The 24,790-nt window shown below is 60.7% G+C and carries 25 protein-coding genes and 1 tRNA gene; 9 read left to right on the top strand and 17 right to left on the bottom strand.

Translation table 11 applies throughout. The features are described from left to right. The first annotated feature begins 7 nt into the window (after window positions 1-7). Together RX717_RS02305 and RX717_RS02300 are read left to right on the top strand one after the other, a co-directional pair. Window positions 8-1,294: a vWA domain-containing protein gene (locus RX717_RS02305; RefSeq protein ID WP_107631063.1), complete on the top strand. Its 1,287-nt coding sequence runs from the start codon at window positions 8-10 to the stop codon at window positions 1,292-1,294. Window positions 1,295-1,347: 53 nt separating this feature from the next. Then, window positions 1,348-2,835 carry an AAA family ATPase gene (locus tag RX717_RS02300; RefSeq protein WP_107631064.1) on the top strand — a complete coding sequence of 496 codons (1,488 nt, stop codon included), beginning with the start codon at window positions 1,348-1,350 and terminating at the stop codon, window positions 2,833-2,835. A 377-nt stretch (window positions 2,836-3,212) separates the two neighbouring features. On the opposite strand, the gene aguB is transcribed toward RX717_RS02300, so the two are convergent. Continuing rightward, the gene (aguB, locus tag RX717_RS02295) at window positions 3,213-4,076 is read right to left on the bottom strand and encodes an N-carbamoylputrescine amidase (protein WP_054327520.1); all 864 of its coding nucleotides are present in this window, start codon (window positions 4,074-4,076) and stop codon (window positions 3,213-3,215) included. A 37-nt stretch (window positions 4,077-4,113) separates the two neighbouring features. Next, on the bottom strand, window positions 4,114-5,208 hold the full coding sequence (gene aguA / locus RX717_RS02290; protein WP_107631065.1) for an agmatine deiminase: 1,095 nt from the start codon (window positions 5,206-5,208) through the stop codon (window positions 4,114-4,116). Between the two features lie 121 nt (window positions 5,209-5,329). Between aguA and RX717_RS02285 the strand changes: the two genes are divergently transcribed. After that, window positions 5,330-5,836, top strand: a complete 507-nt coding sequence (locus tag RX717_RS02285; RefSeq protein ID WP_107631066.1) for a DUF4282 domain-containing protein — start codon at window positions 5,330-5,332, stop codon at window positions 5,834-5,836. Between the two features lie 83 nt (window positions 5,837-5,919). Here the strand turns inward: RX717_RS02285 and RX717_RS02280 are convergent, their stop codons facing one another. After that, entirely contained in the window at window positions 5,920-6,654 is a 735-nt protein-coding gene (locus RX717_RS02280; protein ID WP_159068088.1) for a YaaA family protein, read from the bottom strand. A gap of 129 nt (window positions 6,655-6,783) precedes the next feature. Between RX717_RS02280 and RX717_RS02275 the strand changes: the two genes are divergently transcribed. From RX717_RS02275 to RX717_RS02250, 6 genes are all read left to right on the top strand, one after another. Further along, entirely contained in the window at window positions 6,784-7,167 is a 384-nt protein-coding gene (locus tag RX717_RS02275; protein ID WP_054327524.1) for a metal-dependent transcriptional regulator, read from the top strand. Window positions 7,168-7,232: 65 nt separating this feature from the next. Beyond that, window positions 7,233-7,922, top strand: a complete 690-nt coding sequence (locus RX717_RS02270) for a tRNA1(Val) (adenine(37)-N6)-methyltransferase (RefSeq protein ID WP_316960533.1) — start codon at window positions 7,233-7,235, stop codon at window positions 7,920-7,922. A 20-nt stretch (window positions 7,923-7,942) separates the two neighbouring features. Continuing rightward, window positions 7,943-8,797 (top strand): 16S rRNA (cytidine(1402)-2'-O)-methyltransferase, encoded by an 855-nt coding sequence (rsmI, locus tag RX717_RS02265; RefSeq protein WP_054327526.1) that lies wholly within the window; start codon window positions 7,943-7,945, stop codon window positions 8,795-8,797. Window positions 8,798-8,874: 77 nt separating this feature from the next. Further along, the gene (locus tag RX717_RS02260; RefSeq protein ID WP_054327527.1) at window positions 8,875-9,555 is read left to right on the top strand and encodes a response regulator transcription factor; all 681 of its coding nucleotides are present in this window, start codon (window positions 8,875-8,877) and stop codon (window positions 9,553-9,555) included. A 10-nt stretch (window positions 9,556-9,565) separates the two neighbouring features. Then, the gene (locus tag RX717_RS02255) at window positions 9,566-11,107 is read left to right on the top strand and encodes a sensor histidine kinase (protein ID WP_054327528.1); all 1,542 of its coding nucleotides are present in this window, start codon (window positions 9,566-9,568) and stop codon (window positions 11,105-11,107) included. Between the two features lie 88 nt (window positions 11,108-11,195). After that, window positions 11,196-11,271 (top strand) — tRNA-Met (locus tag RX717_RS02250). 142 nt (window positions 11,272-11,413) lie between these two features. Here the strand turns inward: RX717_RS02250 and RX717_RS02245 are convergent. The 14 genes from RX717_RS02245 to RX717_RS02180 all read right to left on the bottom strand — a co-directional run bounded on the left by RX717_RS02245 (window position 11,414) and on the right by RX717_RS02180 (window position 24,775). Further along, window positions 11,414-13,528, bottom strand: a complete 2,115-nt coding sequence (locus tag RX717_RS02245) for a PTS transporter subunit IIABC (RefSeq protein WP_107631069.1) — start codon at window positions 13,526-13,528, stop codon at window positions 11,414-11,416. Window positions 13,529-13,533: 5 nt separating this feature from the next. Continuing rightward, on the bottom strand, window positions 13,534-14,421 hold the full coding sequence (gene licT / locus RX717_RS02240; protein WP_054327537.1) for a BglG family transcription antiterminator LicT: 888 nt from the start codon (window positions 14,419-14,421) through the stop codon (window positions 13,534-13,536). Continuing rightward, window positions 14,418-14,675: an HPr family phosphocarrier protein gene (locus RX717_RS02235; protein WP_107631070.1), complete on the bottom strand. Its 258-nt coding sequence runs from the start codon at window positions 14,673-14,675 to the stop codon at window positions 14,418-14,420. The genes licT and RX717_RS02235 overlap by 4 nt, the downstream gene beginning before the upstream one ends. A 352-nt stretch (window positions 14,676-15,027) precedes the next feature. Next, window positions 15,028-16,122, bottom strand: coding sequence for a PTS transporter subunit IIC (locus tag RX717_RS02230; RefSeq protein ID WP_054327551.1), 1,095 nt, complete (start codon window positions 16,120-16,122; stop codon window positions 15,028-15,030). Window positions 16,123-16,277: 155 nt separating this feature from the next. Beyond that, the gene (locus tag RX717_RS02225) at window positions 16,278-17,318 is read right to left on the bottom strand and encodes an NAD(P)-dependent alcohol dehydrogenase (RefSeq protein WP_107631071.1); all 1,041 of its coding nucleotides are present in this window, start codon (window positions 17,316-17,318) and stop codon (window positions 16,278-16,280) included. Window positions 17,319-17,328: 10 nt separating this feature from the next. After that, entirely contained in the window at window positions 17,329-18,294 is a 966-nt protein-coding gene (locus RX717_RS02220; protein ID WP_107631072.1) for a transketolase family protein, read from the bottom strand. Window positions 18,295-18,308: 14 nt separating this feature from the next. Then, window positions 18,309-19,145: a transketolase gene (locus RX717_RS02215; RefSeq protein WP_147574170.1), complete on the bottom strand. Its 837-nt coding sequence runs from the start codon at window positions 19,143-19,145 to the stop codon at window positions 18,309-18,311. 12 nt (window positions 19,146-19,157) lie between these two features. Then, on the bottom strand, window positions 19,158-19,637 hold the full coding sequence (locus tag RX717_RS02210; protein WP_054327539.1) for an RpiB/LacA/LacB family sugar-phosphate isomerase: 480 nt from the start codon (window positions 19,635-19,637) through the stop codon (window positions 19,158-19,160). A 20-nt stretch (window positions 19,638-19,657) separates the two neighbouring features. Continuing rightward, window positions 19,658-20,779: an iron-containing alcohol dehydrogenase family protein gene (locus RX717_RS02205; protein WP_107631074.1), complete on the bottom strand. Its 1,122-nt coding sequence runs from the start codon at window positions 20,777-20,779 to the stop codon at window positions 19,658-19,660. 8 nt (window positions 20,780-20,787) lie between these two features. Further along, window positions 20,788-21,717, bottom strand: coding sequence for a DMT family transporter (locus tag RX717_RS02200; RefSeq protein WP_054327540.1), 930 nt, complete (start codon window positions 21,715-21,717; stop codon window positions 20,788-20,790). 13 nt (window positions 21,718-21,730) lie between these two features. Beyond that, complete coding sequence (locus RX717_RS02195) at window positions 21,731-22,474, bottom strand: ABC transporter ATP-binding protein (protein WP_107631075.1); 744 nt, start codon at window positions 22,472-22,474, stop codon at window positions 21,731-21,733. 17 nt (window positions 22,475-22,491) lie between these two features. Next, entirely contained in the window at window positions 22,492-23,247 is a 756-nt protein-coding gene (locus tag RX717_RS02190) for an ABC transporter ATP-binding protein (protein WP_054327541.1), read from the bottom strand. After that, window positions 23,220-23,996 (bottom strand): ABC transporter permease, encoded by a 777-nt coding sequence (locus RX717_RS02185; RefSeq protein WP_054327542.1) that lies wholly within the window; start codon window positions 23,994-23,996, stop codon window positions 23,220-23,222. Before RX717_RS02185 ends, RX717_RS02190 begins: the two co-directional genes overlap by 28 nt. After that, window positions 23,996-24,775 carry an ABC transporter permease gene (locus RX717_RS02180; RefSeq protein ID WP_054327543.1) on the bottom strand — a complete coding sequence of 260 codons (780 nt, stop codon included), beginning with the start codon at window positions 24,773-24,775 and terminating at the stop codon, window positions 23,996-23,998. The genes RX717_RS02185 and RX717_RS02180 overlap by 1 nt, the downstream gene beginning before the upstream one ends. Between the last annotated feature and the right edge of the window lie 15 nt (window positions 24,776-24,790).

The following is a 24,790-nucleotide window of genomic DNA, read 5'->3' as shown; positions in this document are numbered from 1 at the left end:
GTTATGTATGGCACAAAGTGAACGCTGGCAAAAAATCGGGCGGGAAATTCTGTTTTCCGCCCGCACCGAGCTGTATATGAGCCTGCCCTTTCTGGATACGGCGCTGGCCGCGCTGACCGTCTCGGACGGGTACGATACTGCGACGCTCGCAACGGATTCCCGCGCGCTGTATTACAGCGGCCCGTGGCTCGCCCAGCAGTACGAGCGCTCGCGCGCAAATGTGTGCCGCGCATACCTGCACACGGTGTTCCACTGTCTGCTGCGGCATCCCGCCAAGGCGCGCGGCCGCGACCGAGCGCTGTGGGATCTTGCCTGCGACGTAGCGGTTGAAAGCATGCTGGACGCGCTCGACTACCGCTGCCTGCAGGCGGACAAGCCCTCCGTGCGCCGGCAGCACCTGTACCGGCAGCTTCGCGAAAGCATGCCAGTGCTGACTGCCGAGGCGGTTTACCGTCAATTCCGGCGCGAACGGGCGGGGCTTTATGACTGCGCGGCGCTGTCCCGCGTATTCCATGTGGACGACCACGCGCTCTGGCCGGAGGAAAGCGACGACGAGCAGGAGCGTCAGTGGCAGCGCGCCGCCGAGCAGACCCAGACCGCGATGGAAACCGTATTCTCCAACCAGGCGGCCGGCGGCGAGGCCGTGCGCGAGCAGCTCGCGGTCTCCGCGCGCGGGACCGCGGACTACCGTTCGTTCCTGCGCCGTTTTGCCGCGCTGCGCGAGGAGGTTGCGGTGGACGCGGACTCGTTCGATTACGGCTACTACGCCTACGGCCTTCGGCACTTCGGCAACATGCCGCTGATCGAGCCGCTCGAAACGCGCGAGGTACGCCGGATCGAGGATTTCGTCATCGCGATCGATACCTCCATGTCCACCTCGGGCGAGCTGGTGCGCGGCTTTTTATCGCACACCTACGCACTGCTGCGGGAAAACGAGAGCTTTTTCCGACGCTTCAACCTGCGCATCCTGCAGTGCGACGACCAACTCCGCGCGGACAGGCGCATCACCTGCGAGCGCGAGCTGCGGGAGTATATGGAGCATTTTGAGCTGATCGGCCAGTCCGCCACCGATTTCCGGCCGGTATTCGCGCATGTGGACCGGCTGGTCAGCGAGGGCGCGTTCCATCACCTGCGCGGCCTGCTCTATTTCACCGACGGACTGGGCATCTATCCGAAAAAACGCCCCCGATACGACGCGGCGTTCGTCATGCTGGAGGGCGAGGCCTATCCCGACAACGTCCCGCCGTGGGGCATCCGGCTGATCCTGCGGGAAAGCGAACTCTCCGCCGGATAACGGCGGCCCGCCCGTCCCCTTACACCAACGGATAACGCACGAGGTAATGCTTTATGAATATCAAACGAGCAAAAAACGAGATCAAAAACGCACTGCGCGCCTATCTCGCGCGGGATGCGTTCGGCGCGTACCGCATCCCGCCCATCCGGCAGCGTCCCATCCTGCTGATGGGGCCGCCGGGCATCGGCAAAACCCAGATCATGGAGCAGATCGCGGAGGAGACTGGCGTGGGGCTGGTGTCTTACACGCTGACCCACCACACGCGCCAGTCCGCGCTCGGCCTGCCCTTTATCGAAACCGTGCAGCTCGGCGGTGCGGAGCGCACGGTCACCGCCTACACCATGAGCGAGATCATCGCCTCGGTCTACCGCGAGATGGAGCGTACGGGTACCAAGGAAGGCATCCTGTTCCTTGACGAGATCAACTGCATCTCAGAAACGCTCACGCCCATGATGCTGCAGTTTCTGCAGTGCAAAACCTTCGGCAACCAGCGCCTGCCGGACGGCTGGATGGTCGTGGCGGCCGGCAACCCGCCCGAATACAACAAATCCGTGCGCGAGTTCGATGTGGTCACGCTCGACCGCGTCAAGCGCATCGACGTCGAGGAGGACTTCGCGGTCTGGAAGGAATACGCCTACCGGCGCGGCATCCATGGCGCGATCCTCTCCTATCTTGAGATCCGGCGCGACCATTTCTATCGGGTGGAGGCGACCGCGGACGGGCTGCAGTTCGTCACCGCGCGCGGCTGGGAGGACCTGTCCGAGCTGATGCAGGTATACGAAACGCTCGACCTACCCGTCGACCGCCAAGTGGTCGGGCAATACCTGCAGCTCCCCCGCGTGGCAGCCGATTTCGCCAACTACCTGCAGCTTTATGAAAAATACAAGCGCGTCTACCGCGTGGAGGAGATCCTGGACGGCGCCTGGGAAAAGGTGCGCGCCTCCGAGCTGGCGGGCGCGGCGTTCGACGAGAAGCTGGGCGTGCTTGGCCTGCTGCTCGCGCGGCTGGCGGACAGCGCGCGCGAGGCATACCGGCTGGACCGTCTCACCGACGCGCTGCATCAGGACCTCGTCCATATCCGCGAGGGCGAAAAAATGCTCGGCACCCTGCTGGACGAAAAACAGGCCGCGCTCACGCGCCGCCGCGACGCAGGCTCGACCGACAAGGACGCGCTGTTTACCGCCGCGCGCGAGGCCGAGCGGCTCGCGGCTTTCCAGCAGGCGCTCGCGCTGGAAAAGGTGCCTAAGGGGCAGGCGTTCGAGCGGCTCAAGGCGCTGTTCCAGGAGGATGTGCAGGCGCGCGCGGACGCGGCGGACCGCACGGACCGGCAACTGGCGAACGTCTTTGCTTTCCTCGACGCGGCCATCCCGAACAGCCAGGAGCTTGTGCTGTTCGCCACCGAGTTGACCGCGAATTACTTTACCTCCTGGTTTATCCAGAATTTTGGCTGCGAGGCCTACTTCGCGCACAACAAGCAACTGCTGTTTGACGATACGCGCCAGCGGCTTCTGCGGGAAATCGGCAGCGCCGAACCGGACTGAGGCGCGGAACCTTCTGCCTAAGCCGGAAAAGGAGGTATGTATCGTTCTTTTCTGCTCCTGCCGCTGCTTTCCCTTCCGCTATACAGCTGGGGAGCGGCTCCGGACAGCGGCGCGGGCCATCTGGAGGCACCGCCGTCCCCCACTGTAGAGGAGAACCACCAGCACCACCCCACGGACGAGCTGCAGTTGATCGCGAACAGCCCAACCGGCGGTTACTGCGGCAACACCCTTACGCAGGTGCGCCCGTTCAACGCCGCGCTGGGCGGCGACGCCCAGGCCGGACTGACCGCGGAACAGGTTGAAGCGATTCGTGATATTCCGGCCGCAACGGCGTGCAATAGAAAAAGGACAAGGCCCCGCCTTGTCCTTTTTTGCGGTTATCCGAAGCGCCCCAGCGCGCCGTACATCTCCGGCCGCCGGTCGCGGAACGTCCCCCAGCTCCGGCGCAGCTCGCGGATCCCGTTCAGATCGAACGTATGCGTCAGGACGCAGGCGTTTTCCCGATCCGCCTGCTCGACCAGCGCTCCGGTCTCATCCGCGATGAAGGACGAGCCGTAAAACGTCAGCGAGGACGACTGGTTCTGGTTGTCGGGCGAGGGGGTCACGGTTTCCGTACCAATGCGGTTGGCCGCGACCAGCGGCATGATGTTCGCCGCCGCGTGGCCCTGCATGCAGCGGCGCCAGTGCGGCATGGAATCGCATTCCAGGATCGGCTCGGAGCCAATCGCGGTCGGATAAAACAGCAGCTCCGCGCCCATCAGCGCCATGCAGCGCGCGGATTCCGGAAACCATTGGTCCCAGCAGATGCCCACGCCGATTTTGGCATAGGCCGTGTCCCACACGCGGAAGCCCGTGTCCCCGGGAGTGAAATAAAATTTCTCCTGATAGAAATGATCGTCCGGAATATGCGTCTTGCGGTACTGGCCGAGGACCGTCCCGTCCGCGTCGATCACGGCGACCGTATTGAATGTGGTGTTGCCCACGCGCTCGTAATAGCTGACCGGCAGCACGACCCGAAAGTCGCGTGCGACCGTCCGCAGCGCGTTCACCGCGGGGTTTTCCTCCAGCGTTGTCGCCAGATGGTAGTTTTCATAGCTCTTTTCCTGGCAGAAATACCAGTTTTCAAACAGCTCGGGCAACAGGATGACCTGCGCGCCCTGCGCGGCCGCCTCCTCGACCCTTTGCACCGCGTTTTCCAGCCCATAGGTCATCTGTACCGCGGCTACGGTTACTTTGCTCATATGCTTTCACTCCTCATACGGTTGGTGATTCCCGCGCTCACGCGCGGGGGATCTGCTGCGTGATGCAGTGGATGTTCCCGCCGCCAATCAGAATATCGCGCGCGGGGATGGCGACCACCCTGCGCGTCGGAAACAGGCCCTGCAGGATTTCTTTCGCCGTCTCGTCCATCGGGTCGTCAAACGCGGGCATGACGACCGTCCGGTTGGCGATATAAAAATTGACGTAGCTTGCCGCCAGCCGCTCGCCCGGCGTGCGCGTCGGCTCGCCCTCGCACAGGTCGAGCCCCTCACATTCCTCCTCCGTGATGGTCACGGGCGCGGGCAGCGGCAGCTTATGCACCCGAAGCCGGCGCCCCTTTGCGTCCACCGCCGCCTCAAGCGCGTCCAAGCTCGCCCTGGAAAGCGCATACTGCGGGTCGCTTTCGTCGTCCGTCCACGCCAGCACGACCTCGCCGGGCGCTGTGAACGCGCATACGTTGTCCACATGCTCGTTGGTTTCGTCATGGTAGATGCCGCGCGGCAGCCAGATCACCCTGGAAACGCCGAGGTACGCGCACAGCGTGCGCTCGATCTCCTCCCGCGACAGGGACGGGTTGCGCCCCGCGGAGAGCAGGCAGGCCTCGGTGACGAGCGCGGTACCCTCCCCGTCCACATGGAGCGAGCCACCCTCGCAAATGAAATCCCGCTTGTCATAGCAGTCGTTTTCCAGCAGGTCACAAAATTTGCGGGCCACGCGGTTGTCCTTTTCCCAGCTTGGGTAAAGCCCGTCCACCGCGCCGCCCCAGGCGTTAAAGCCCCAGTCGATGCCGCGGCGGCCGCCCCTGCCGTCGATCACAAAGGTCGGCCCCACGTCGCGTGCCCAGGCGTCGTCTGTCTCCATCACAACCAGCCTCACCGCATCCGGAAGCTGGGCGCGGGCATTGTCATACTGCCCCTCCGAGCAGAGCACGGTCAGCTTTTCGCTTTCCGCGATCGTCCGCATCACCTGAATAAACGCGCGCCGCGCCGCATAGGCTCCATACTGCCAGGAATCCCCGCGCTCCGGCCAGATCATCAGGCAGCCGTCGTGCGGCGCGAACTCCGCAGGCATAAAAAATCCGTCCTGTGCGGGCGAAGTGTGTAAAATCCTCATTGTCGTTTCTCCGTATCGTTTTCTCCCTTATAGCGTACAACATTTCGATTTAACTTGCAACGCTTTCCCGCATATGTTACACTAAATACACAAATGCTTCAATATTTTTCAGGAGGAAACTATGAGCAGCTACCCTTACCTATATACGCAAACCTATTCCTATACGCCGTTTTTTAGCCTCGTGCTGCCGGTGCTGGCGCTGCTCGTCATTGTAGCGGGCGGGCTTGCGCTGTATTTCCTTTTCGTGCGCAAGCCCAACATCTATAAAGGGTCGGCCGCCAAGCTGCATGATATTTTTACGTTCCGCACCTTTTTCACCGAAAAGCTGATCCGCGCCCTATACTGTATCGTTGCAGTCGCCATCGCCGTATACAGCGTCATGCTGCTGTTCTCGCATTTTTTTGCCGCGCTTTTCGTGTTCGTGGTCGGCAATCTGGTTGCCCGCATCACGTTTGAGTATGCGCTGCTGCTGCTCGTGCTATGCCGCAACACGCAGGAGATCAACCGCAAGCTGGGACCCCTGCCCGCTGAAGAAGCCGCGCCGCAGGAGGCCGCGCCCCCTGTCCCGCCCCAGCCGCCGGAGCAGGCGCCCGTGCCGCCCCAGCCGCAGGACAATCCCCCGCATTAACGCCATACCAAGGCCCCGCCCGTCCTCCAAAGGACAGGTGGGGCCTTTCTCGCTTCAGGACATCTTCCCGCGGCGCTTCCCTGTCACGCGCGGACAATAAAGGTCAGCGTTTGGTTGTCCGACAGGCTTTGCTCATACCGGAAATCGTTCCAGTCAAACAAAGTGAGCTGCTCAGGCGACTCGATGCTGTTTTGCAGGATATACCGCGTCATGCGGCCGCGCGCCATTTTCGCCATGGTGGGCAGGCAGCGCAGCTTCCCCTTGCGGTAGGTCAGGAATTCGCAGGTCACCATCCGGTCGCCTGTCTGCAGATAGCGCCGCACCGCCTTGCTGTATTCATTTGAGGCGAGGTTGACCACCGCTTCACCCGCACCGAACAGATCGTCGTAAAACGCACGGCCCCAGAACTCGTACAGGCTGCGCCCATCCAGCCGGTGCGCCAGCTCAAGCCGGTAGGGGCGGATTGCGTCGAGCGGCCGCAGCGGACCGTAAAACGCGGAAAACAGCCGCAGGCTGTCCTGCGCGAACCGCAGTTCTGCCGCCGTGAGCGTTTCCGCCTCCAGATATTTATAGGCCAGCCCATCATACGCCAGAATCGCGGGTACGCCGCCCGCGTCTGTCCAGTCCTGGTAGAGCGCCGCCGCCCGCAGCGCGATCGCCGGACTGGTCTGCAGGATGCTCTCCAGCTCAAACGGCGCCTTGGCACGCAGGGCCGCGGCGAGCGCTTCCGCCTGCTGCAGATAGCGCGGCGCTGTCATATCCGGCAGCGCCGCCGCTGCGGCGCGCATATTTTTCGCCGGGGATAAAAATACTTTCATGGGGCATCCCTCCGTCTTCCCCATTGTACCCAAAATTGCGCGGCCTTGCAAGCATCGCTATATTGCCAAAATCAGCCGGATATGCTAAAATAAAAAACATGGAAAAGAGAAAAAGGAGGATAAGGCACGATGAAAGTGCAGGAGAGTGCTGAGAATTATCTGGAAGCAATCCTGATTCTGCAGCACCAAAAAGGGTCGGTCCGCTCGATTGACGTTGCCCACTACACCGGCTTTTCCAAGCCGAGCATCAGCCGCGCTGTCGGCCTGCTGCGGGACAACGGCTATGTTTCCATCGATCAGAACGGCTTGCTGTGCCTGACCGACGCCGGACGCACGATCGCGGAAACGATCTATGAGCGCCATACCGTGCTGACCGAGCTGCTGACCATGCTCGGCGTTTCGCCCGAAACCGCGGCCGAGGACGCCTGCCGCATTGAGCATGTCATCAGCGCGGAAACCTTTGCCAAGCTTAAGGAGCATGCGCGGCAACACGGCGTGAAAGCCGGCAGATAAACCAAACGCACCTGCGGCCGGTCCGTCACGGACCGGCTCTTTCTGTTTCCGGATAAGGAGGTATTATGGCGCAGACAACCGAACGGCTTCCCAACGGCCTGCTCCTGCATCAGGACGACCGATATTTCAAGCTTGGGCAGGACAGCGTACTGCTTTCTTCCTTTGCCAGACCGCGCCGGAACGCGCGCGTACTCGACCTCTGCTGCGGCACGGGCGCGCTCGCCCTGCTGCTTTACCGCCCCGACCTGCGTATGACCGGCCTGGAGCTGCAGGAGGGCGCGCTCGCCCTGTTCCGGCGCTCGATCCGCGACAACGGCGTGGACATCACCGCTCTACAGGGCGACCTGCGCGAGATCCGCACGCTCCTCCCCCACGGCAGTATGGACTATGTGGTGTGCAATCCCCCGTATTTCGACCGGAACGCGGGCAAAAACGCGCCCGCGCCGGAACGCCGCGCCGCCCGTCAGGATGGCACCTGCACGGTGGAGGACCTTGCCGTGGCCTGTTCCTTTGTGCTGCATACGGGCGGCAAGGCCGCGTTCGTGTTCCGTCCCGAGCGCATGTGGACGCTGCTGGAAGCGCTCGCCCGCGTCCGTCTCGTCCCTAAACGGCTCCGCCTCGTACACCAGACCGCGCAGGCCGTCCCCAGCGCGGTGCTGGTCGAATGCCGCAAGGGCGGCAGCGCGGAAGGCCTTTCGGTCGAACCGCCGCTGCTTGTCCAAAGCGAGGAATATAACAAAATATACAAAAAATAATTTTTTAAGGGAATATTACAATGAGTGAATCCATTCTGTATCTGGTCGCCACGCCGATCGGCAACCTGGGCGACCTGTCCCCCCGCGCGCGGGATATTCTTTCGTCGGTCGATTTCATCGCCGCAGAGGATACGCGCGTGACGCAAAAGCTGCTGACCGCCTGCGCTCTGCCCAGGAAGCCCCTGATCTCCTATTATGAGCATAACCGCCGCGCGCGCGGCGAGGAGGTGCTGGCCAGGCTGCGCGCGGGTGAAAGCTGCGCCCTGGTCACGGATGCGGGTACACCCGCCGTTTCCGACCCCGGCGAGGATCTGGTCGCACTGTGCGCGGCGCATGGCATACCGGTCGTGCCCATCCCCGGCTGCTGCGCCGCGGTCTGCGCGCTCGCGGCCTCCGGCCTGCCGACCGGACGCTGGTGTTTCGAGGGCTTTTTATCCGTGAATAAAAAGGCGCGCCGCGCGCACCTGGACGCGCTGCGAAACGAAAAACGCACCATGATCTTTTACGAAGCGCCGCACAAGCTGTGCGCCACCCTGCGCGACCTTGCGGACACCTTCGGCGGGGCGCGCCGCCTTTCCCTGTCCCGTGAACTGACCAAGCTCCACGAGGAAACACTCCGCATGACGCTGGACGAAGCCGTTCAGTACTTCGACGCACATCCGCCGCGCGGCGAATTTGTGCTGACCATCGAGGGCGCGCCGGACGAACCGGATGCCGCGCCGGACGAACCGGCGCGGCTGACTGCGGCGGCGGAGGCCGTGCGCCTCCGGATGGCAGACGGGCAGACGCAGAAGGACGCAATCAAAGCGGTGTCCGCGCAGACCGGCGTCAAAAAGAACGCCCTGTACCGGTATGTATTGGAGCAGGATATGTAAAAACCTGTTTTTTGTTCACAGAACGGACAAACTGACACGGTATACTGGTATTATCCGATACAAGGGGTGAAAGCCTGATGTCAATGATATTGATTGCCGACGACGAGGCGCGCATCCGGCGCCTGGTCAGCGATTTTCTCAAGAGGGACGGCCACAGCATCCTCGAGGCCGCAGACGGCCGTGAGGCCCTGCAGATGATCGAAAACCGCCAGTCTGGGCTTGACTTGGCGATTCTGGACGTGATGATGCCCGGCATGGACGGGTTCGAGGTGCTCCGCGCGCTGCGCGCACAGGAAAGCGGAGACAAGCACCTGCCTGTCATGATGCTGACCGCGCGCGCGGAGGACGCCGACCAGGTCCGCGGGCTGGAGGAGGGCGCGGACGATTATGTGACCAAGCCGTTCTCTCCCATCGTTCTGGCCGCGCGTGTACGAGCCCTGCTCAAACGCGAGGGCCGCGCCGCCATGCCGGTCGAGCAGTTGGGCTCGCTTTCCGTCAACGAGTTGCGCCGCGAGGTGCTGGTGGACGGCGCTCCGGTCGACCTGACGCCCAAGGAATACGAGCTGCTGATTTATTTCAAGAACAACCGTGCCATCGCGCTATCCCGCGAGAGCATCCTCAACGCCGTATGGGGCTATGATTACTTCGGGGACCTGCGAACGGTGGACACCCATGTGAAAAAGCTGCGGGCCAAGCTGGGCGGCTGCGGCACCATGATCGAGACGGTGCGCGGCTACGGCTACCGCTTTGAGGGATGACGGATACAACATGAAGGGCCATTCGATCCGGTTTAAGTTTTTTGCCGCGATCAGCGCCGTTGCGCTGGTCTTTATCGGCGTGCTTTTGCTGCTCAACCTGTTCTTTTACGAGGATTATTACATGCTGACGCGCCGCGGGGAGCTGCGCGACGCCTATCAAAGCATGCGTGGCAGCTATACCGGCAACGTGGAGGATATCGCGGCCGTGCTGGACAGCTACGAAAGTCGCTCTGCCATCCGCCTGTCCGTGGTCCGTGCGGACGGGACGGTGCTGTATTCCTCCGCGTTTTCTCCGGACGCGGCCCGACCAGAGGAGGACGGACCGCTGCAGTTCCATCTCCCCGATTTCAATCGGGTGGAGCAGCAGTACCGCAGCTATGCCATCCTCAGCTCAATCGCGCAGAGCATGGACCGCGAATTTATCACCAAGCATAATTACCAGTTTTTGAACGTCTCCCTTTGGGATAACGACCAATACCTCTGCCTGGTCGGCGCACTCGACCGTAATGCGGGCGACTGCCTGTTCGCCTATATGCCGTACGCCTATATCGAGCAGAACTCCTCCCTTAACCTGGTTTTCCTTCTGATCGCGGGCGGCTGCGCGCTGCTGATCTGTCTGGTCTGCGGCTTTTTCATCTCCCGCCAGTTCACCCGCCCGTTGATCGCCATGGCCGGCGTGGCCGACCGGATGAGCGAGCTGGATTTTTCCACCCAGTATCAGGGCGGCGAGCGCGACGAGATCGGCCAGCTCGGCCAGTCGCTCAACCGCTTGTCCGCTTACCTGGAGCAGACGATCCGCGAGCTGCAGGAGTCCAACGACCAGCTTGCTCTGGAAATCAAGGAAAAAGAACGCGTGGACAACATGCGCCGTGAATTTATCGTCAATGTTTCGCATGAGCTGAAAACGCCGATCGCGCTGATACAGGGCTATGCGGAGGGTCTGACCGCCGGCGTGGCCGACGATCCGGAGGACCGGAAATTTTACTGCGACACAATCGCGGACGAGGCCGACCGCATGAACAAGCTGGTCATGCAGCTTTTGAACCTCTCCAAGCTCGAGTTGGGCGCGGAGCAGACCTATTACGAGGATATCGACCTATACGCCCTCTGTCGGAACGCGGTCGAAAAGACCGCCGTTTTGTGTGCAAGCCGTGGCCTGGCCGTCCGGTATGCGGATACGCACGTCACCATCCGCACGGACGGCGACCTGCTTGAGCAGGTGCTTATGAACTATCTGTCCAACGCGATCCGTTACACGGCGGATGGCGGCCGCATCGAGATCACCGCCGCCTATACCGAAAATGGGATGCGGCTGGCCATATTCAACGAGGGCGACGGGCTGCCGGAGGATGAGCTGCCGAAGATCTGGGAAAAATTTTACCGCACCGACCGCGCGCGCACGCGCGAGGCCGGCGGCACAGGCATCGGCCTGTCCCTGGTGCGCGCGATCGCGGACACGCTGCACGGCAGTTGCGGCGCGGAAAACGTGGAGGGTGGCATTTCCTTCTGGTTTGAGCTTCCCTATTTTCCGGAGCGGGATGCGCCCGCGTAAATTGTCGACGTTTTTTCTTTACACACTCTTGACAACCCTTTCAAATCATGGTATAGTTAATAGGCTCCTTAAAGCAAGGGGCTTATATCGCGGGGTAGAGCAGTTGGTAGCTCGTCGGGCTCATAACCCGGAGGTCGTTGGTTCAAGTCCAGCCCCCGCAACCATAAAAGACCTGATTTCATTTGAAATCAGGTCTTTCTTTTTTGTCTGGAGGATACCGGCGCTGTCTCCTTCCCCATCGTAACGAAAAAACAGCAGAGGCGGCGCCCGTTCCGGCATGCCGCCTCTGCTCTTATTTTTCCGCTGTTATTTCACCGTGAGCACGTTCTCCCCGGGCTTTACCGCGCCGGTTTTGCACAGCTCAAACGACGAGTATTGATCCGAATTCGTGACCACTACCGGCGTTACCGTGCGATAGCCCGCGTCCAGGATGGCCTTTTCGTCGAAGCTGCCAATCAGGTCGCCTTTCTTGAGCGTGTCGCCCTCCTTGACTTGGATGGTAAAGGGCGCGCCACCCAGCTGCACGGTGTCGATGCCCAGATGGATAAGCAGCTCGCAGCCCTCCGTCATCACCAGACCGATGGCGTGCTTGGTGCCAAACACGGTCGCCACCTCGCAGTCGGCCGGCGCGTAAACCTGGTTGCCCGACGGTTCGACCGCGAAGCCGTCGCCCACCATCTTTTCGGAGAACACACCGTCCGCGACGTCCTCGAGCGGGATCACCTTGCCCGCGAGCGGGGACGCGATAACGATGGGTTGACCGGCCGCAGGATCGGAAGAAGCCGTTTCTGGAGCCGCTGAAGGTGCTGCGGGCTCCGGCGCGGCCTGGTCGCTCACCGGAGAGGCCAGGAAGGCTTCCAGATCGGACTTGATGTTGGATACGCGCGGGCCGTAGACCACCTGTACGCCCTGGCCCTTGCAGATGACGCCCGAAGCGCCGGTTTCCTTCAGAAGCTGCTGGTCGACCTTGGACGCATCGTGTACCGTGCAGCGCAGGCGGGTGATACAGCAGTCCACATCCGAAATGTTAGCCTTGCCGCCCAGACCCACCATGATCTGGCGCGAGAGCGAATCCTCGCGGCCGCCTTGCGCAGCCGCCTCGCCCTCCTTGCGGGCGTTGACATCCTTGCGGGTGTACAGCTTGATTTCGCTGTCGTCGCGGCCCGGGGTCTTATAGTCGAATTTCTTAATCATGAACGAGAACACCAGGTAGTAGACGATGAAGTAGATAACACCCACCACTGGAATCCACAGCCAGCTCGTTTTGGCGTTACCCTGCATCACGCCGAACAGCGTCAGGTCGATCAGTCCGCCCGAGAAAGTCAGGCCTACACCGACGTTCAGGATGTGCATAATCATATAAGACGCGCCCGCAAACACACAGTGTACCACATACATCACCGGCGCGACGAACAGGAAGGTGAACTCGAGCGGCTCGGTGATACCGGTGAGCATGGAGGTCAGCGCCGCGGAGAGCAGCAGGCCGCCGACCGCCTTGCGGTTTTCCGGCTTGGCGCAGCGATACAGCGCGAGCGCCGCGCCCGGCAAGCCGAAGATCATCAGCGGGAACTTACCGGCCATAAAGCGGGTCGCCTCGACCGAGAAATGCTTGATGTCCGGAGTGGCCAGCTCGGCGAAGAAGATGTTCTGCGCGCCCTCCACCAGCGCGCCGCCCACCATGGCCGTGCCTCCGAGCGCGGTCTGCCAGAACGGAATATAGAACACATGGTGCAGACCGAACGGGATGAGCGCGCGCTCAATAAAGCCGTACAGCCAGGTGCCGCCATAGCCGGACGCGAGGACAAAGCCGCCGAGCGCGTTGATGCCGCTCTGAATCACCGGCCAGATATAATACATTGCGATGCCCACCACCAGGTAGACCGCCGCTGAGATAATCGGCACGAAGCGCGTGCCGCTGAAAAAGCTGAGCACCTGCGGAAGCTGAATCTTGTAAAAGCGGTTGTGCAGCGCCGCCGTACCCAAGCCGACGATAATACCGCCGAACACACCCATTTGCAGCGAATTGATGCCCAGCACGCTCGCGGTCGCGCCGGACAGGTCGGGCGCGCCGAAGTCACCAATCATCGCACCGATGGTCGCGTGCATAACGAAGAACGCGATGACCGCCGACAGGGCGGAGACCTCCTTCTCCTGCTTGGCCATGCCGATGGCGACGCCAATGGCAAAGATCAACGGCAGGTTATCGAACACGACCGAACCGGCCGCGTTGAGTACCTGCAAAATCGCGTTGATGAACGTGCCAGGCCCCATCAGCCCCATCAGGCCATAGGTTTCCAGCATGGTTTCATTGGTAAACGACCCGCCTACGCCCAGGAACAGGCCGGCTACCGGCAGGATCGCGATCGGCAGCATGAACGAACGGCCGACACGCTGCAGCACGCCAAAAATCTTATCTTTCATATACCTTACTCCTCTTTATCAGATATACCCATATTCATGGCAAGGCGGTGCAAATGGATGGTCAGGAAGGTCATCTCCTCCGGCGGCAGCCGGATGGAGAACGCCTGCGCCAAATCATCTCGGATGCGCTCGGCGCACTGGTAGTCATACCGGTAGCGCCGGACGATCATGGACTGGAACTCGGAATCATTATCTTGTGCATACTGGCCCTGTGTAATGCGCTGTCCCAGAAATTTGAGGTGGGTGATGAACCGCCCGTAATCCAGGGATTGGTCGTCCAGCGCAACGCCATAATACGCCTGCACCTCTGCGACAATGCGGCTGATGAGCTCGGTGATGCGGACCATGTCGGCCATACGCCCGTCGATCTCCGCGTTGACGATATGAAGCGCGATGAATCCTGCCTCATCCTTGGAAAGGCGGTAACCGAGCCGCCGCTCGATGATATCGAGCGCTTGAATCCCCATGGCGAACTCGGTGGGGTAGAAGTTTGTGATCTCCCACAGCAGTTGATTGGAATACGCCGTGCCGGTGCGCAGGCGCTCCACCGCAAAGCAGATGTGATCGGTCAGGGTGATATAAATATTTTCGCTCAGCCGCCGTCCAGTCATCCTTTTCGCTTCCTCTATGATCTCCGTGCTGACATCCAGAAATTCCGCCGGCACGTCGCCGAGCAGCTCCATCAGGCGGGAGGATTTCTCCGGATCGCGCAGGTCGTAGATCTTCTCCACCTTACACGCGGGTACAAGGTCGCCCGACTGCTTTTTGAAGCCGATCCCCAAGCCGCGCAGGATAACCTCGCGTCCATCAGGGTCAATGATACATACAAAATTGTTGCCAATGACGCGGCTGATCCGGTAGGCCTCCTGCCCGCCCAGCTCCGCCGAGGTCATAGCGTCTCCCGAAAGAACGCCTGAAGTTGCTGCGCCGCAGCCTCCTCGTCCGGTCCCTCCATGGTAACGGTGACCACGCTGCCATGCCGGATGCCCATTCCCATCACGCTCATCAGGCGGGTAGCCTCGGTCTGCTTCCCGTTATACTCCACCATGACCTTGCTCTGGAACGCCTTCGCGGTCTTAACCAGCTGTCCTGCCGGACGAGCGTGGATACCAATGGGATCGGTGATCTCATACTGAAATGTTTTCATAGTGCAACTCCCCTTCATCTTCTGAATCTGAACCGTGCTGTTAAAACAAAAAAGACCAAACGCCCGAATACGGATAATATTTCCCGTTCGGTTGTTTGGTCTTGCCTGCCATACCAGTCACAAGCCTGTATGATTTTCTGATGGAAGCATACTATAACTGCGGCGCTTTTGTCAATAGCTTTGCTCGGAAAGCCGGTAAAACTGTAAGTTTGTCCAACCAGAAGCGTGTCGTTTTGTTCACAATACCAATATTATGTTGCATGTACTTCCACAAAGGTTATAATGTCCTCTATCATTGCAAAGGCATCCGCCCTCCGCTCCTACAGGCGTTGGCATTGGTGCCGCCGCGCGCTCACAGCTTCATGTCCCCATCCTTGACCCAGCCGAGACGGCGTACCGCCAGGTTGATCAGCGGACACAGCACCGCTGGCAGAAGGAACGATACCAGCAGCAGCCCAACCCAGTCCTGCGCCGTAACGGCGGCCTTGGTTCCGGCCGCGATATCGTTCATCCAGCCGGTATAAACCCCGATCTGGCCGACCAGTCCACACGTCCCCATGCCCGAGGAAACCGGCGTACCATTCATCTGCAAACCAAATACACAGGTCGCAATCGGTCCGGTGATGGCCGAGGTCAGGATAGGCGCGATCCAGATGCGCGGGTTCTTGACAATGTTGCCCATCTGAAGCATGGAGGTGCCGATCCCCTGAGACACCAGCCCGCCCCAGCGGTTCTCCTTGAACGACATGACCGCAAAGCCGACCATCTGCGCGCAGCAGCCCGCCACCGCCGCGCCGCCCGCCAGACCGGTCAGACCGAGCGCCGCGCAGATCGCGGCGGAGGAAATGGGCAGCGTCAGCGCCACGCCCACCAGCACGGACACCGCAATCCCCATCAGGAACGGCTGCAGATTGGTTGCCCACATAATCAGGCTGCCGACCTGCATCGCCGCCGCTCCCAGCGCGGGCGCCCACCAGGCGGACAGCGCAATGCCCGCGCCGATCGTGACCAGCGGGGTGACCAGGATGTCCACCTTGGTCTCACCCGCGACCGCCTTGCCCAGCTCGGCGGCGATGACCGCCACAAACAGCACGGCGAGCGGCCCGCCCGCGCCGCCCAGCGCGTTGGACGCAAAGCCGACCGTAATCAGCGAAAACAGCACGAGCGGCGGGCAGCGCAGCGCATAGCCGATCGCCACCGCCATCGCCGGCCCGCTCATCGCGGAGGCCAGGCCGCCCACTGTGTAGGATACGTCGCTCACCGTCGCGACCGGCATGGTCAGAAACGGGATGCCGAACTGTGCACCTACCGTATCGATGATTGTCCCAATCAGCAGCGAGCAGAACAGCCCCTGCGCCATTGCCCCCAGCGCGTCGATCCCGTACCGCCGGACCGAGATTACAATGTCCTTGCGTTTGAGAAACGCCTTTACCTTTTCCGTAGTTATCCCCTCCCAACACAGCCGCACGGCGGCTACACTGCTGCTATTATAGCACACCTGACGGCGGCGCGGCGCTGTTTTTGTATTTTTTTGCGGCACCGTGTTCCTCCGCGCAAAAAAGCGACACGCAGGGCCGACTGCCTGCGTGCCGCCGTATTGGGTCAGTCTGAGACTTTAATCAGGGTCTTGATGACTTCCTGCGCATGGGTGATCGTATACTGGAAAGCCTCGTCCGCCTGCTCAAACGGGAATTCCTTCGGCTCGATCGCCTTGAGGTCGATATAGCCCTTTTCGACCGCCTCGATTGCGAGTGGATAAATATTACGGTAGCGGAACACCGTGCGGATCTCCACTTCCTTGCGGGATATCTCCAAAAAATTATAGCTGACATCCTGTGCAATGTTGCCCACCACAACGATCACGCCGCCGCTTTTGACATACCGGCCGGTCTGCGACATTGTCACCGGCGAGCCCGCCGTTTCAAAGACCACGTCGCAGCCCTTGCCGCCCGTCGCCTGCAATACGGCCTCGGTCACATCCACCTCTTTGGGGTTGGCCGTGACCGTCGCGCCCAGACGCTTCGCGCTCTCCAGCCGGTGCCCCACCAAGTCGGACACGATGATCTCGGTCGCGCCCATGGCCTTGCAGGCCAGCAGCGTCATAATGCCGATGGTACCCGAGCCCAGGATGCAGACGCTCTTCCCCAGCCCAACGCCGCCGCGCCTGGCCGCATGCATGCCGACCGCGAGCGGCTCCAGCATGGCGCCCTCCTGCATGGTCATATCGTCCGGCAGCTTGAAGCACATTTTGGCCGGAAAGGCCATGAACTTACGCAGCGCGCCGTCATACGGCGGCGCCGCGAGGAAATGCACATCCGGACAGAGGTTGTATTTTCCTGTCAGGCAAAGCTCGCACTTGCCACAGGGTACGCCCGGCTCGAGCGCCACACGATCGCCGGGCTGCAGAGCAGTCACATCCGCGCCGCATTCGGTCACATATCCCGACACCTCATGCCCCAGGATAAACGGCAGCGGCGCCACCTTTTTCCCGATGCGGCCCTCCTTGTAAAAATGCGCGTCCGAACCGCAGATGCCGCAGTACTCCATCCGGACGACTACCTCGTCCGCGCCCGCCGCCGGCATTGGGCAGTCGGCCAGCTCAATGCGGCCCACCGCGGTCATATGCGCTTTTCTGTTTTTCAATGCCGTTCCCTCACTTTCGCGCGATCGCCTTTTTCGCCTTTTCGCAGATCGCCTGCGCCGTCAGGCCGAAACGCTCCTGTAGGTAATCCACCGGACCGACTTCGCCGAACTCGTCCTGCACGCCGACCTTTTCCAGCGGTGCCCAGCAGGCCGATGCAAGCACATCCGCGACCGCGCTCCCCAGGCCGTTGATGACGTTGTGGTTTTCCGCAGTCACGACCGCGCCGGTCTCCTGCGCCGCACGGATGACTGCCGTCTCGTCCAGCGGCTTTACGCAAAACATATCCAGCACGCGCGCCTGTATCCCCTCTTTTTCCAGCAGCTCGGCCGCTTTGAGCGCCTCGGCCACACAGAAGCCCATCGCGATGATCGTCACGTCCTTGCCATCGCGCAGCAGGTTGGCTTTGCCAACCTCGAACGTCGTACCCGCCTCGTAAATCGCGGGCGCGGTCTTGCGGTGCAGGCGGATATACCAGACGCCGTACGCCTCCTTTGCCATGCGCACGATCTCGCGTACCGCGACCGCGTCCGCAGGCTCCACGACCGTGATCTCCGGAATGCTGCGCATGATCGCGATGTCCTCAAACGGCATGTGGGTGCCGCCGTTGAGCGCGGTCGTGATGCCGGGGTCGGAGCCGACGATCTTGACATTCTGCTTGGCATAGGCACAGGAGACAAAGATCTGGTCGCAGGCGCGGCGCGCCGCAAAGGGCGCGAACGTATGGGTAAACGGGATCTGTCCGGTCGCGGACAGGCCCGCCGCCACGCCGAGCATGTTGGCCTCCTGTACGCCGCAGTCAAACGTATTTTCCGGAAACGCGGCCGCAAACGGCTTGGTCGCGGAGGCGTTCATCAGGTCCGCATCCAGAACGCAGACGCGCTCGTCCTCCGCCGCCAGCTCCATCAGAGTGCTACAGTACACCTTACGCAGCTCGGTATCGCCGTGCTTGTGAAAATCAGCTACTATTACGCCCATGGCTCTCCCCTCCTTTACAGCGCCGCGAGCTGGCTGTCCAGCTCGGCCATGGCCTGATCCATCTGCTCCCTGGTAACCGGCATGTTGTGCGAGCCGACCTTGCCCTCGGCCAGCGAAACGCCCTTGCCCTTGACCGTGTTCAGCACGATCATGGAGGGCCGCTCGCCCTGCTGCTTGGCCTTATGGATGGCCTCGCTGATCTGCTCTACGTCGTGTCCGTCCACGCTCTGCGCGTACCAGCCGAACGCCTCGTATTTGCCCGCCAGATCGCCCAGCTCGCAGACCTCGCTGATCGTCCCGTCGATCTGGCACTTGTTGTAATCCGTAAACGCGATCAGGTGGGACAGCTTGTGCTGCGCCGCGAAAAGCGCGGCCTCCCATACCTGGCCCTCCTGGCTCTCGCCGTCGCCGATGATCAGGTAGGTGTAGTTATCCAACCCCTTTTTGCGGTTGCCGCAGGCGATGCCCACGGCCGAGCTGGTCCCCTGTCCCAGCGAGCCGGTCGTCATGTCGATGCCGGGCGTGCGGTTCATGTCGCAATGGCTGGGCAGGTTGGTACCCGGCTTGTTGAGCGTGAGCAACTCCTCTTTTGGGAAAAAGCCCTTCAGCGCCAGCGTGGCGTATACCGCCGGCCCCGCATGCCCCTTGGAGCAAACCAGCCAGTCCCGATCCTCCTTGTGCGGGTCGGCTGGATCGATGTTCATTTCCCCGCCGTACAGCACGGCCAGCACGTCGCAGATGGACAGCGCGCCGCCCACATGCCCAACGCCCAGCGTGCCGATCGCGCGCATGGTCTCCTTTCGGATGGAAACGGCAAATTTCTGGAGGTCTTTTTTGGCCTGCATATCCATATTTTCCCCTCCTCAGTTGTGGTAGATGCCCTTTTCGATGCCCTTGACTTCCTCGCGCGCCTTGGTCAGGAACTCCTGGCGCCACGGCTCCAGGTTCTCGGTGAACGCGGTGTTCAGGAATTTATCCACAATGGCGCAGCCCGCAAAGTCCGCGGTGATCCAGCCGCCCATGGTCAGGATGTTTGCGTCGTTGATGGCGCGACACTTTTCCGCCGCATAGGTATTCTCGCAGACCGCCGCGTAAACGCCCGGATATTTGTTCGCCACGATCGCCATGCCCATACCGGTGCCGCAGATCAGGATGCCCTTTTCATACTCCTTCCTGGAGATCTTTTCCGCGACCACGGGCGCCACCATGTAATACGGCTGGCCGTGCTCCATATCCTGCGTGCCGCAGTCCTCCACCTCATACCCAAGCTCAACCAGGTGCGCCTTAACCGCCTCCTTGAGCGGGAAGCCCGACTTATCCGAACCAATCACAATCTTTTTCATAGATATCCTCCCCTTCTTTATCACAGGATGCCTTTCAGCAGTGCATATACGGTTTGTTCATTCATTACTGCGGGCGTGAGCTGGATGATCGCCGCGCCCAAGCCGACCTTGGTGATATGCTCCAGGTTTTCCTCCCGCACGCCCAGCTGCCCCAGGCGGGTCGGCATGCCCATGGATTCCATCAGCGCCTCGACCGCGTCCGCGAGCGCGCCCGCATCCGCATAACCCAGGTAGGCGGACAGCGCCTGCAGCTTTTCCGCCGCCCCTTCCCTGCACAGGCGGATAAACGCCGGCAGGGTGATCGAGCAGGCGGTGCCGTGGCTGGCGTGGTACTCGGTGGTCAGCGGAAAGCTGAGCGCGTGGATGCCGGTCGTGCGCGTCTGGCTGAATGCCACGCCTGCGATCATGCTCGCCTTGATCATGGCGCCGCGCGCCTCGAGATCGTTCGGGTCGTCATACGCCCTCTTGATAAAGCGGAGGATGAGCTGCATCGCGCCCATCGCCAGCATATCGCACATGGGCTGGCTCTCCTTGTTCCAATACGCCTCGATCGCGTGGCAGAATGCGTCCATGCCGGTCGAAGCGGTCACGGCGGGCGGCAGCGAATAGGTCAGTTCCGGATCGATCACCGCATAATCCGCCCAGAAGCGGTCGGTAACGAGCGGCATTTTGATGCCGGCCTTTTTATTCGTGAACACGCCGACATTCGTGACCTCGCTACCCGTACCCGCGGTCGTGGGTACGCAGATCAGCATGGTCTTGCGCTCGGAAAAGGTCTTGGTGCCGCCGCTGTAATAGTCGTAGATGCTGCCCTCATCCCGCGTCAGGCAGGCGACGATCTTGGCAACGTCCATCGAGCTGCCGCCGCCCAGACCGATCACGCAGTCCGCTTTCAGCGCGCGCGCGGCCGCGGCCGCGGCATCCACGCTTTCGCACGACGGATTCGGCTCGATATCGCTGAAATAGCCGACGGTTTTGCCGATCAGGCTTTCGCCGATCCGCTGCGCCACGCCGTTCTGGTACAGGAACGGGTCGGAAATAATCAGCACGTTTTCGCCCGCGATGTAAGACGCCATCTTTTGTGAGACCCCGTAATCAAACAGGATCTTGACCGGCATGTAATAATGAAACGCTTTTTCCATTTTGAAATTTACCCTCTTTCCTCAACAGGTTCCATGCTGCCCGTCTCGTTTTTGCGCTGCTCCAGCAGAATACCGAGCGCGCCAATCAGGATGACCGCCATGCCGCCAAGCTGCACCACGGTCAGCTTTTCCCCGAACGCGAAAAAGCAGATCAGCGACGCCACGACCGGCATGAACAGCAGAAACACCTTGACAAACCATACGGGGAACCGCCGCAGGTCGTAATAGTAAACAATGTAGACCAGCGTCTGCCCCACGCTGGCGAGCAGCAGCATCCAGCCATAATAGGGCGTGCGGATACAGTTCATGATCTCGCCCAGGCTGCCCGCCGCCGCGGATGCCGCGATAAAGCACAGCATACAGACGAAATTGTTGTAGTACGCCACCACGTTGTCGCACACGGGGTTGCGCTTGTCGTGCTGCGCGCTTTTGATTACAAACGCGTTGATCGACACAAAGAGCGCGCTAAGCAGATAGAACAGGTTGCCCAGGTTGAACAGCTCCAGATGGGCGGGGTTCAGCCCCATCGTGATGAACACGCCCAGCAGCATGACCACGATGCAGCACCACTGCTTCCAGCTCAGGCGCGTCTTGTAGATCACGGCGGAGATCACCGCCACCATCAGGATATCGCACTTGAGCAGCGCCGTACCCGTGCTGGCGCTGCCGAGCGACAGGCCCACGAACGCGGTCGCATCCAGCAGGAAGCCCAGCACGCCGATCGTCACCAGCTTAGGCCAGACAAAGCGCACCTGCAGCAGAAGCTTCAGTTCCCCGCGCAGCGCCATCAGCACGGTCAGGAACACCATGACGATCAGGCGGATGTATACGCCCATTGAAAACACGGACATGCCCGCCACCGTCTGCTGGCTCGCCACATAATAGGTACCCCAAATCACGGCAAGAAGCAGTACGGGGAAGACCGGTCTTCCTTTCATGTCGCCTCGCCCCTTACCACCATTTGATTTGGCTCGTTACATATTCGCGCAGGCGGATGAATTCCTCGCTCGCAATATCGCGCGGGCGGGGCAGTTCGATCTTCAGCTCTTCCTTGACCGTTGTCGGCTTCTGCGACAAAATCAGGCACTTGTTGGAGAGGTAGACCGCCTCCTCCACGTTGTGCGTGATGAAAATGACCGTGCTTCCGGTCGCCTGCCACAGCTTGATGACCTCGTCCTCCAGATAGTACCGCATTTTAATATCCATCTGGCCGTACGGCTCATCCATCAGCAGCAGGTCGGGGTGTAGCGCGAAGCTGCGCCCGATGACAATGCGCTGCTCGGTCGAGGTACTCAGCTCATGCGGATAGGCGTTGCGCGCCTTTTCCAGGCCGAGGATCTCCAGGATTTCATCCGTGCGCTGCTTGATCACCTTTTCCTCGACCTTTTTGGTTTCCAGCCCGAAGCGGATGTTCTGTTCAACCGTCAGCCACGGGAACGCGGACGGTTCCTGAAACACGAACGAGAGGTTGTGCTTCTGCGGGTCCGCCGGTTCGCCGTCGATCAGGATCTGCCCCTCGGTCGGCTCGATCAGCTTGACGAGTAGGTTGAGGAACGTCGTCTTGCCGCAGCCCGTCGGGCCGACAATGCAGACAAAGTCGCCCTTATTGATATCGAACGAGATATTGTCCAGCACTTTCAGGTCGCCAAAACATTTTGTCAGGTTCCTGACCTTTACCTTTACTTGATCGCTCATACGGACACCTCCCTGCGTCACAGGCTCAGATCGGTATCCGCCACGATTTCGTTACGAAGCCGCAGGAATGCCTGATCGGTATAGTTTCTTGGTCTGGGCATTTCGGGTATGTATTCCTTCTTCACGCTGGTCGGATGGCCGCCGAGCAGGATGATCCGGTCGCCCAGATAAATGGCCTCCTCCACGTTGTTGGTGACGAAGATGACCGTGCGCTTGTTCTTCTCCCAGATCTTGAGAATCTCGTCCTCCATGGAATAACGGGTCTGCGCGTCCAGCGCGCCGAACGGTTCGTCCATCAGCATAATGTCGGACTCGCTGGCATAAGCGCGCGCGATGCCCACGCGCTGCTTCATGCCGCCGGAGAGCTGCTTGGGCAGCGCCTTTTCAAAGCCCTGCAGCCCGACCAGGTCGATATATTTCTGCGCGTTTGCCTGTCGGGTGGCCTTATCCACGCCCTTGAGCTTCTGGTTCATCTCTACGTTGCCCATGACCGATTTCCATGGGAAAAGCGCGTAGCGCTGGAACACCAGACCCAAGTCGCCCATTTTGGGCCGCCCGTCCGCAAATTCCACCGTACCCGAGGTCTGCTCGTCCAACTCGGCAAGGATGTTCAGCAGAACGGTTTTGCCGCATTGCCCCGGCCCCAGAATCACGAGGAATTCGTTTTCCTTCACCGTCAGGTTGATATCCTTCAAAACCTCTACCGAGTTCTTTTTGGAAGCGAATGTTTTGGAGAGGTTTTTGATCACAATTTTGTCTCTGAGAACTGCCACGGGCAAAGCACTCCTTCCATTTTCTGCAGTATCGTGGACAGCAGGAAGCTTACCACGCCGATTGCCAGCATGCAGACGACGATCAACGCCGTGTCGCCGCTCTCCTGCCCGCGGACGATCAGGAAGCCGACGCCCTGCCGCGCCACGATCATTTCCGCCGCAACCACACACATCCAGCCGCTCGACAGCGCGGTGCGGATGCCGGCCAGGATAGCGGGGATGGTGGCCGGAAACGCCACGTCAACCAAAAGCTGCTTACGGTTCGCGCCCAGAACCTTGCCCGCGCTGATCATCAGCGGGTCGATCGCACGGATGCCCGCGCTGGTGTTCAGCACGATCGGCACGAACGAGCCGATGAATACGATCACCCATTTGGAAAGCTCGCCGATGCCGAACCACAGGATGATCACGGGGATCCATGCGATCGGCGGGATCGGGCGCAGCATTTCGAAAAGCGGCCCGAAAAGCGCGTTAAAGCCCTTGCTCCAGCCGATGCCGATGCCGAGCGCAACGCCCAGCACAACCGCAAAGAAGAATGCGATCAGAACACGCTGCAGGCTGGCCCAGATATGCGCCGGCAGCGTTGCGTTAGCGATCGGGTCGGCCATGATCTGCAGGAATTTCTCCAGCGTTGCCGCCGGTGTCGGTACCATCGAGCCCTCCTGTCCGGAAAGGACCACCCAGAGGACAACGAAAATACCGATCGAGCAGACGGACAGCAGTATATTCACCCATTTGATATTTTTCATCACTTATACCTCCAGGGCGCAACCTTTTTCTCGCAGAGGCTGAGCAACCCGCTCATGATGGCGCCGGTGACGCCGATGACCGCCATGCCGACAATGATGATCTCCGGCCGGCTAAGCGAGCGGCCGATCTGGATCATATAGCCGAGGCCCTGCGTGGAGGCGAGCATTTCCGCCGCGACCAGCGTGGACCAGGAGTTTCCGAGCGATATGCGTATGCCCGTGAACACCATGTTCATGGACGAGGGGATGCATACCTTTGTGAACACCTGCCATCGCGAGGCGCCGAACGTTTTCGCCACGTTAATCAGCGTCTGGTTGGTCAGCTTGATGCCCAGGTACGAGTTAACCACGCATGGCACAAACGCTGATACAAATATGATGAATACCTTTGCGTTAAAGCCGATGCCCATGGTCAGGATAATGATCGGGATCCATGCGATCGGCGGGATCGGGCGAATGATCTCAAACAGCGGGGTGAACAGCGAATCCAGCACCTTATAGTATCCCATGAACAAGCCGAGCGGGATGCCGATGACAATCGCCAGCAGGAAGCCGCTCAAAGAAAGCTTGATGCTTGCCAGGAAATGCACCGGAATGGTCGCGCCGTCCGGCTTCTTTTCGACCATTTTGGTGAACAGGGTTTCCAGTGCTGTGGAGGGCGCGCACAGCGTGCGCTCGGATACCAGGCCGAACCGGACGCTGCATTCCCATATGCCGAAAAACAGGACCAGGCCCAGTATGCTCAACAGCACCAGCTTGAGTTTTTTGTTTTGTTTCATAATCCACCAGCCTGC

It is taken from the genome of Intestinibacillus sp. NTUH-41-i26 (assembly GCF_032769475.1).
GTDB lineage: Bacteria > Bacillota > Clostridia > Oscillospirales > Butyricicoccaceae > Agathobaculum > Agathobaculum ammoniilyticum.
Note: the sequence above shows the minus strand (reverse complement) of the source record. Positions and strands in the feature narration are given on the sequence as shown.

Excerpts from the sequence above, each read along its gene's own strand:
- RX717_RS02305 (WP_107631063.1), top strand. The coding sequence starts at position 8 with ATGGCACAAAGTGAACGCTGGCAAAAAATCGGGCGGGAAATTCTGTTT.
- RX717_RS02300 (WP_107631064.1), top strand. The coding sequence starts at position 1,348 with ATGAATATCAAACGAGCAAAAAACGAGATCAAAAACGCACTGCGCGCC.
- aguB (WP_054327520.1), bottom strand. The coding sequence starts at position 4,076 with ATGAGCAAAGTAACCGTAGCCGCGGTACAGATGACCTATGGGCTGGAA.
- aguA (WP_107631065.1), bottom strand. The coding sequence starts at position 5,208 with ATGAGGATTTTACACACTTCGCCCGCACAGGACGGATTTTTTATGCCT.
- RX717_RS02285 (WP_107631066.1), top strand. The coding sequence starts at position 5,330 with ATGAGCAGCTACCCTTACCTATATACGCAAACCTATTCCTATACGCCG.
- RX717_RS02280 (WP_159068088.1), bottom strand. The coding sequence starts at position 6,654 with ATGAAAGTATTTTTATCCCCGGCGAAAAATATGCGCGCCGCAGCGGCG.
- RX717_RS02275 (WP_054327524.1), top strand. The coding sequence starts at position 6,784 with ATGAAAGTGCAGGAGAGTGCTGAGAATTATCTGGAAGCAATCCTGATT.
- RX717_RS02270 (WP_316960533.1), top strand. The coding sequence starts at position 7,233 with ATGGCGCAGACAACCGAACGGCTTCCCAACGGCCTGCTCCTGCATCAG.
- rsmI (WP_054327526.1), top strand. The coding sequence starts at position 7,943 with ATGAGTGAATCCATTCTGTATCTGGTCGCCACGCCGATCGGCAACCTG.
- RX717_RS02260 (WP_054327527.1), top strand. The coding sequence starts at position 8,875 with ATGTCAATGATATTGATTGCCGACGACGAGGCGCGCATCCGGCGCCTG.
- RX717_RS02255 (WP_054327528.1), top strand. The coding sequence starts at position 9,566 with ATGAAGGGCCATTCGATCCGGTTTAAGTTTTTTGCCGCGATCAGCGCC.
- RX717_RS02245 (WP_107631069.1), bottom strand. The coding sequence starts at position 13,528 with ATGAAAGATAAGATTTTTGGCGTGCTGCAGCGTGTCGGCCGTTCGTTC.
- licT (WP_054327537.1), bottom strand. The coding sequence starts at position 14,421 with ATGACCTCGGCGGAGCTGGGCGGGCAGGAGGCCTACCGGATCAGCCGC.
- RX717_RS02235 (WP_107631070.1), bottom strand. The coding sequence starts at position 14,675 with ATGAAAACATTTCAGTATGAGATCACCGATCCCATTGGTATCCACGCT.
- RX717_RS02220 (WP_107631072.1), bottom strand. The coding sequence starts at position 18,294 with ATGGGCGTAATAGTAGCTGATTTTCACAAGCACGGCGATACCGAGCTG.
- RX717_RS02215 (WP_147574170.1), bottom strand. The coding sequence starts at position 19,145 with ATGGATATGCAGGCCAAAAAAGACCTCCAGAAATTTGCCGTTTCCATC.
- RX717_RS02210 (WP_054327539.1), bottom strand. The coding sequence starts at position 19,637 with ATGAAAAAGATTGTGATTGGTTCGGATAAGTCGGGCTTCCCGCTCAAG.
- RX717_RS02205 (WP_107631074.1), bottom strand. The coding sequence starts at position 20,779 with ATGGAAAAAGCGTTTCATTATTACATGCCGGTCAAGATCCTGTTTGAT.
- RX717_RS02200 (WP_054327540.1), bottom strand. The coding sequence starts at position 21,717 with ATGAAAGGAAGACCGGTCTTCCCCGTACTGCTTCTTGCCGTGATTTGG.
- RX717_RS02195 (WP_107631075.1), bottom strand. The coding sequence starts at position 22,474 with ATGAGCGATCAAGTAAAGGTAAAGGTCAGGAACCTGACAAAATGTTTT.
- RX717_RS02185 (WP_054327542.1), bottom strand. The coding sequence starts at position 23,996 with ATGAAAAATATCAAATGGGTGAATATACTGCTGTCCGTCTGCTCGATC.
- RX717_RS02180 (WP_054327543.1), bottom strand. The coding sequence starts at position 24,775 with ATGAAACAAAACAAAAAACTCAAGCTGGTGCTGTTGAGCATACTGGGC.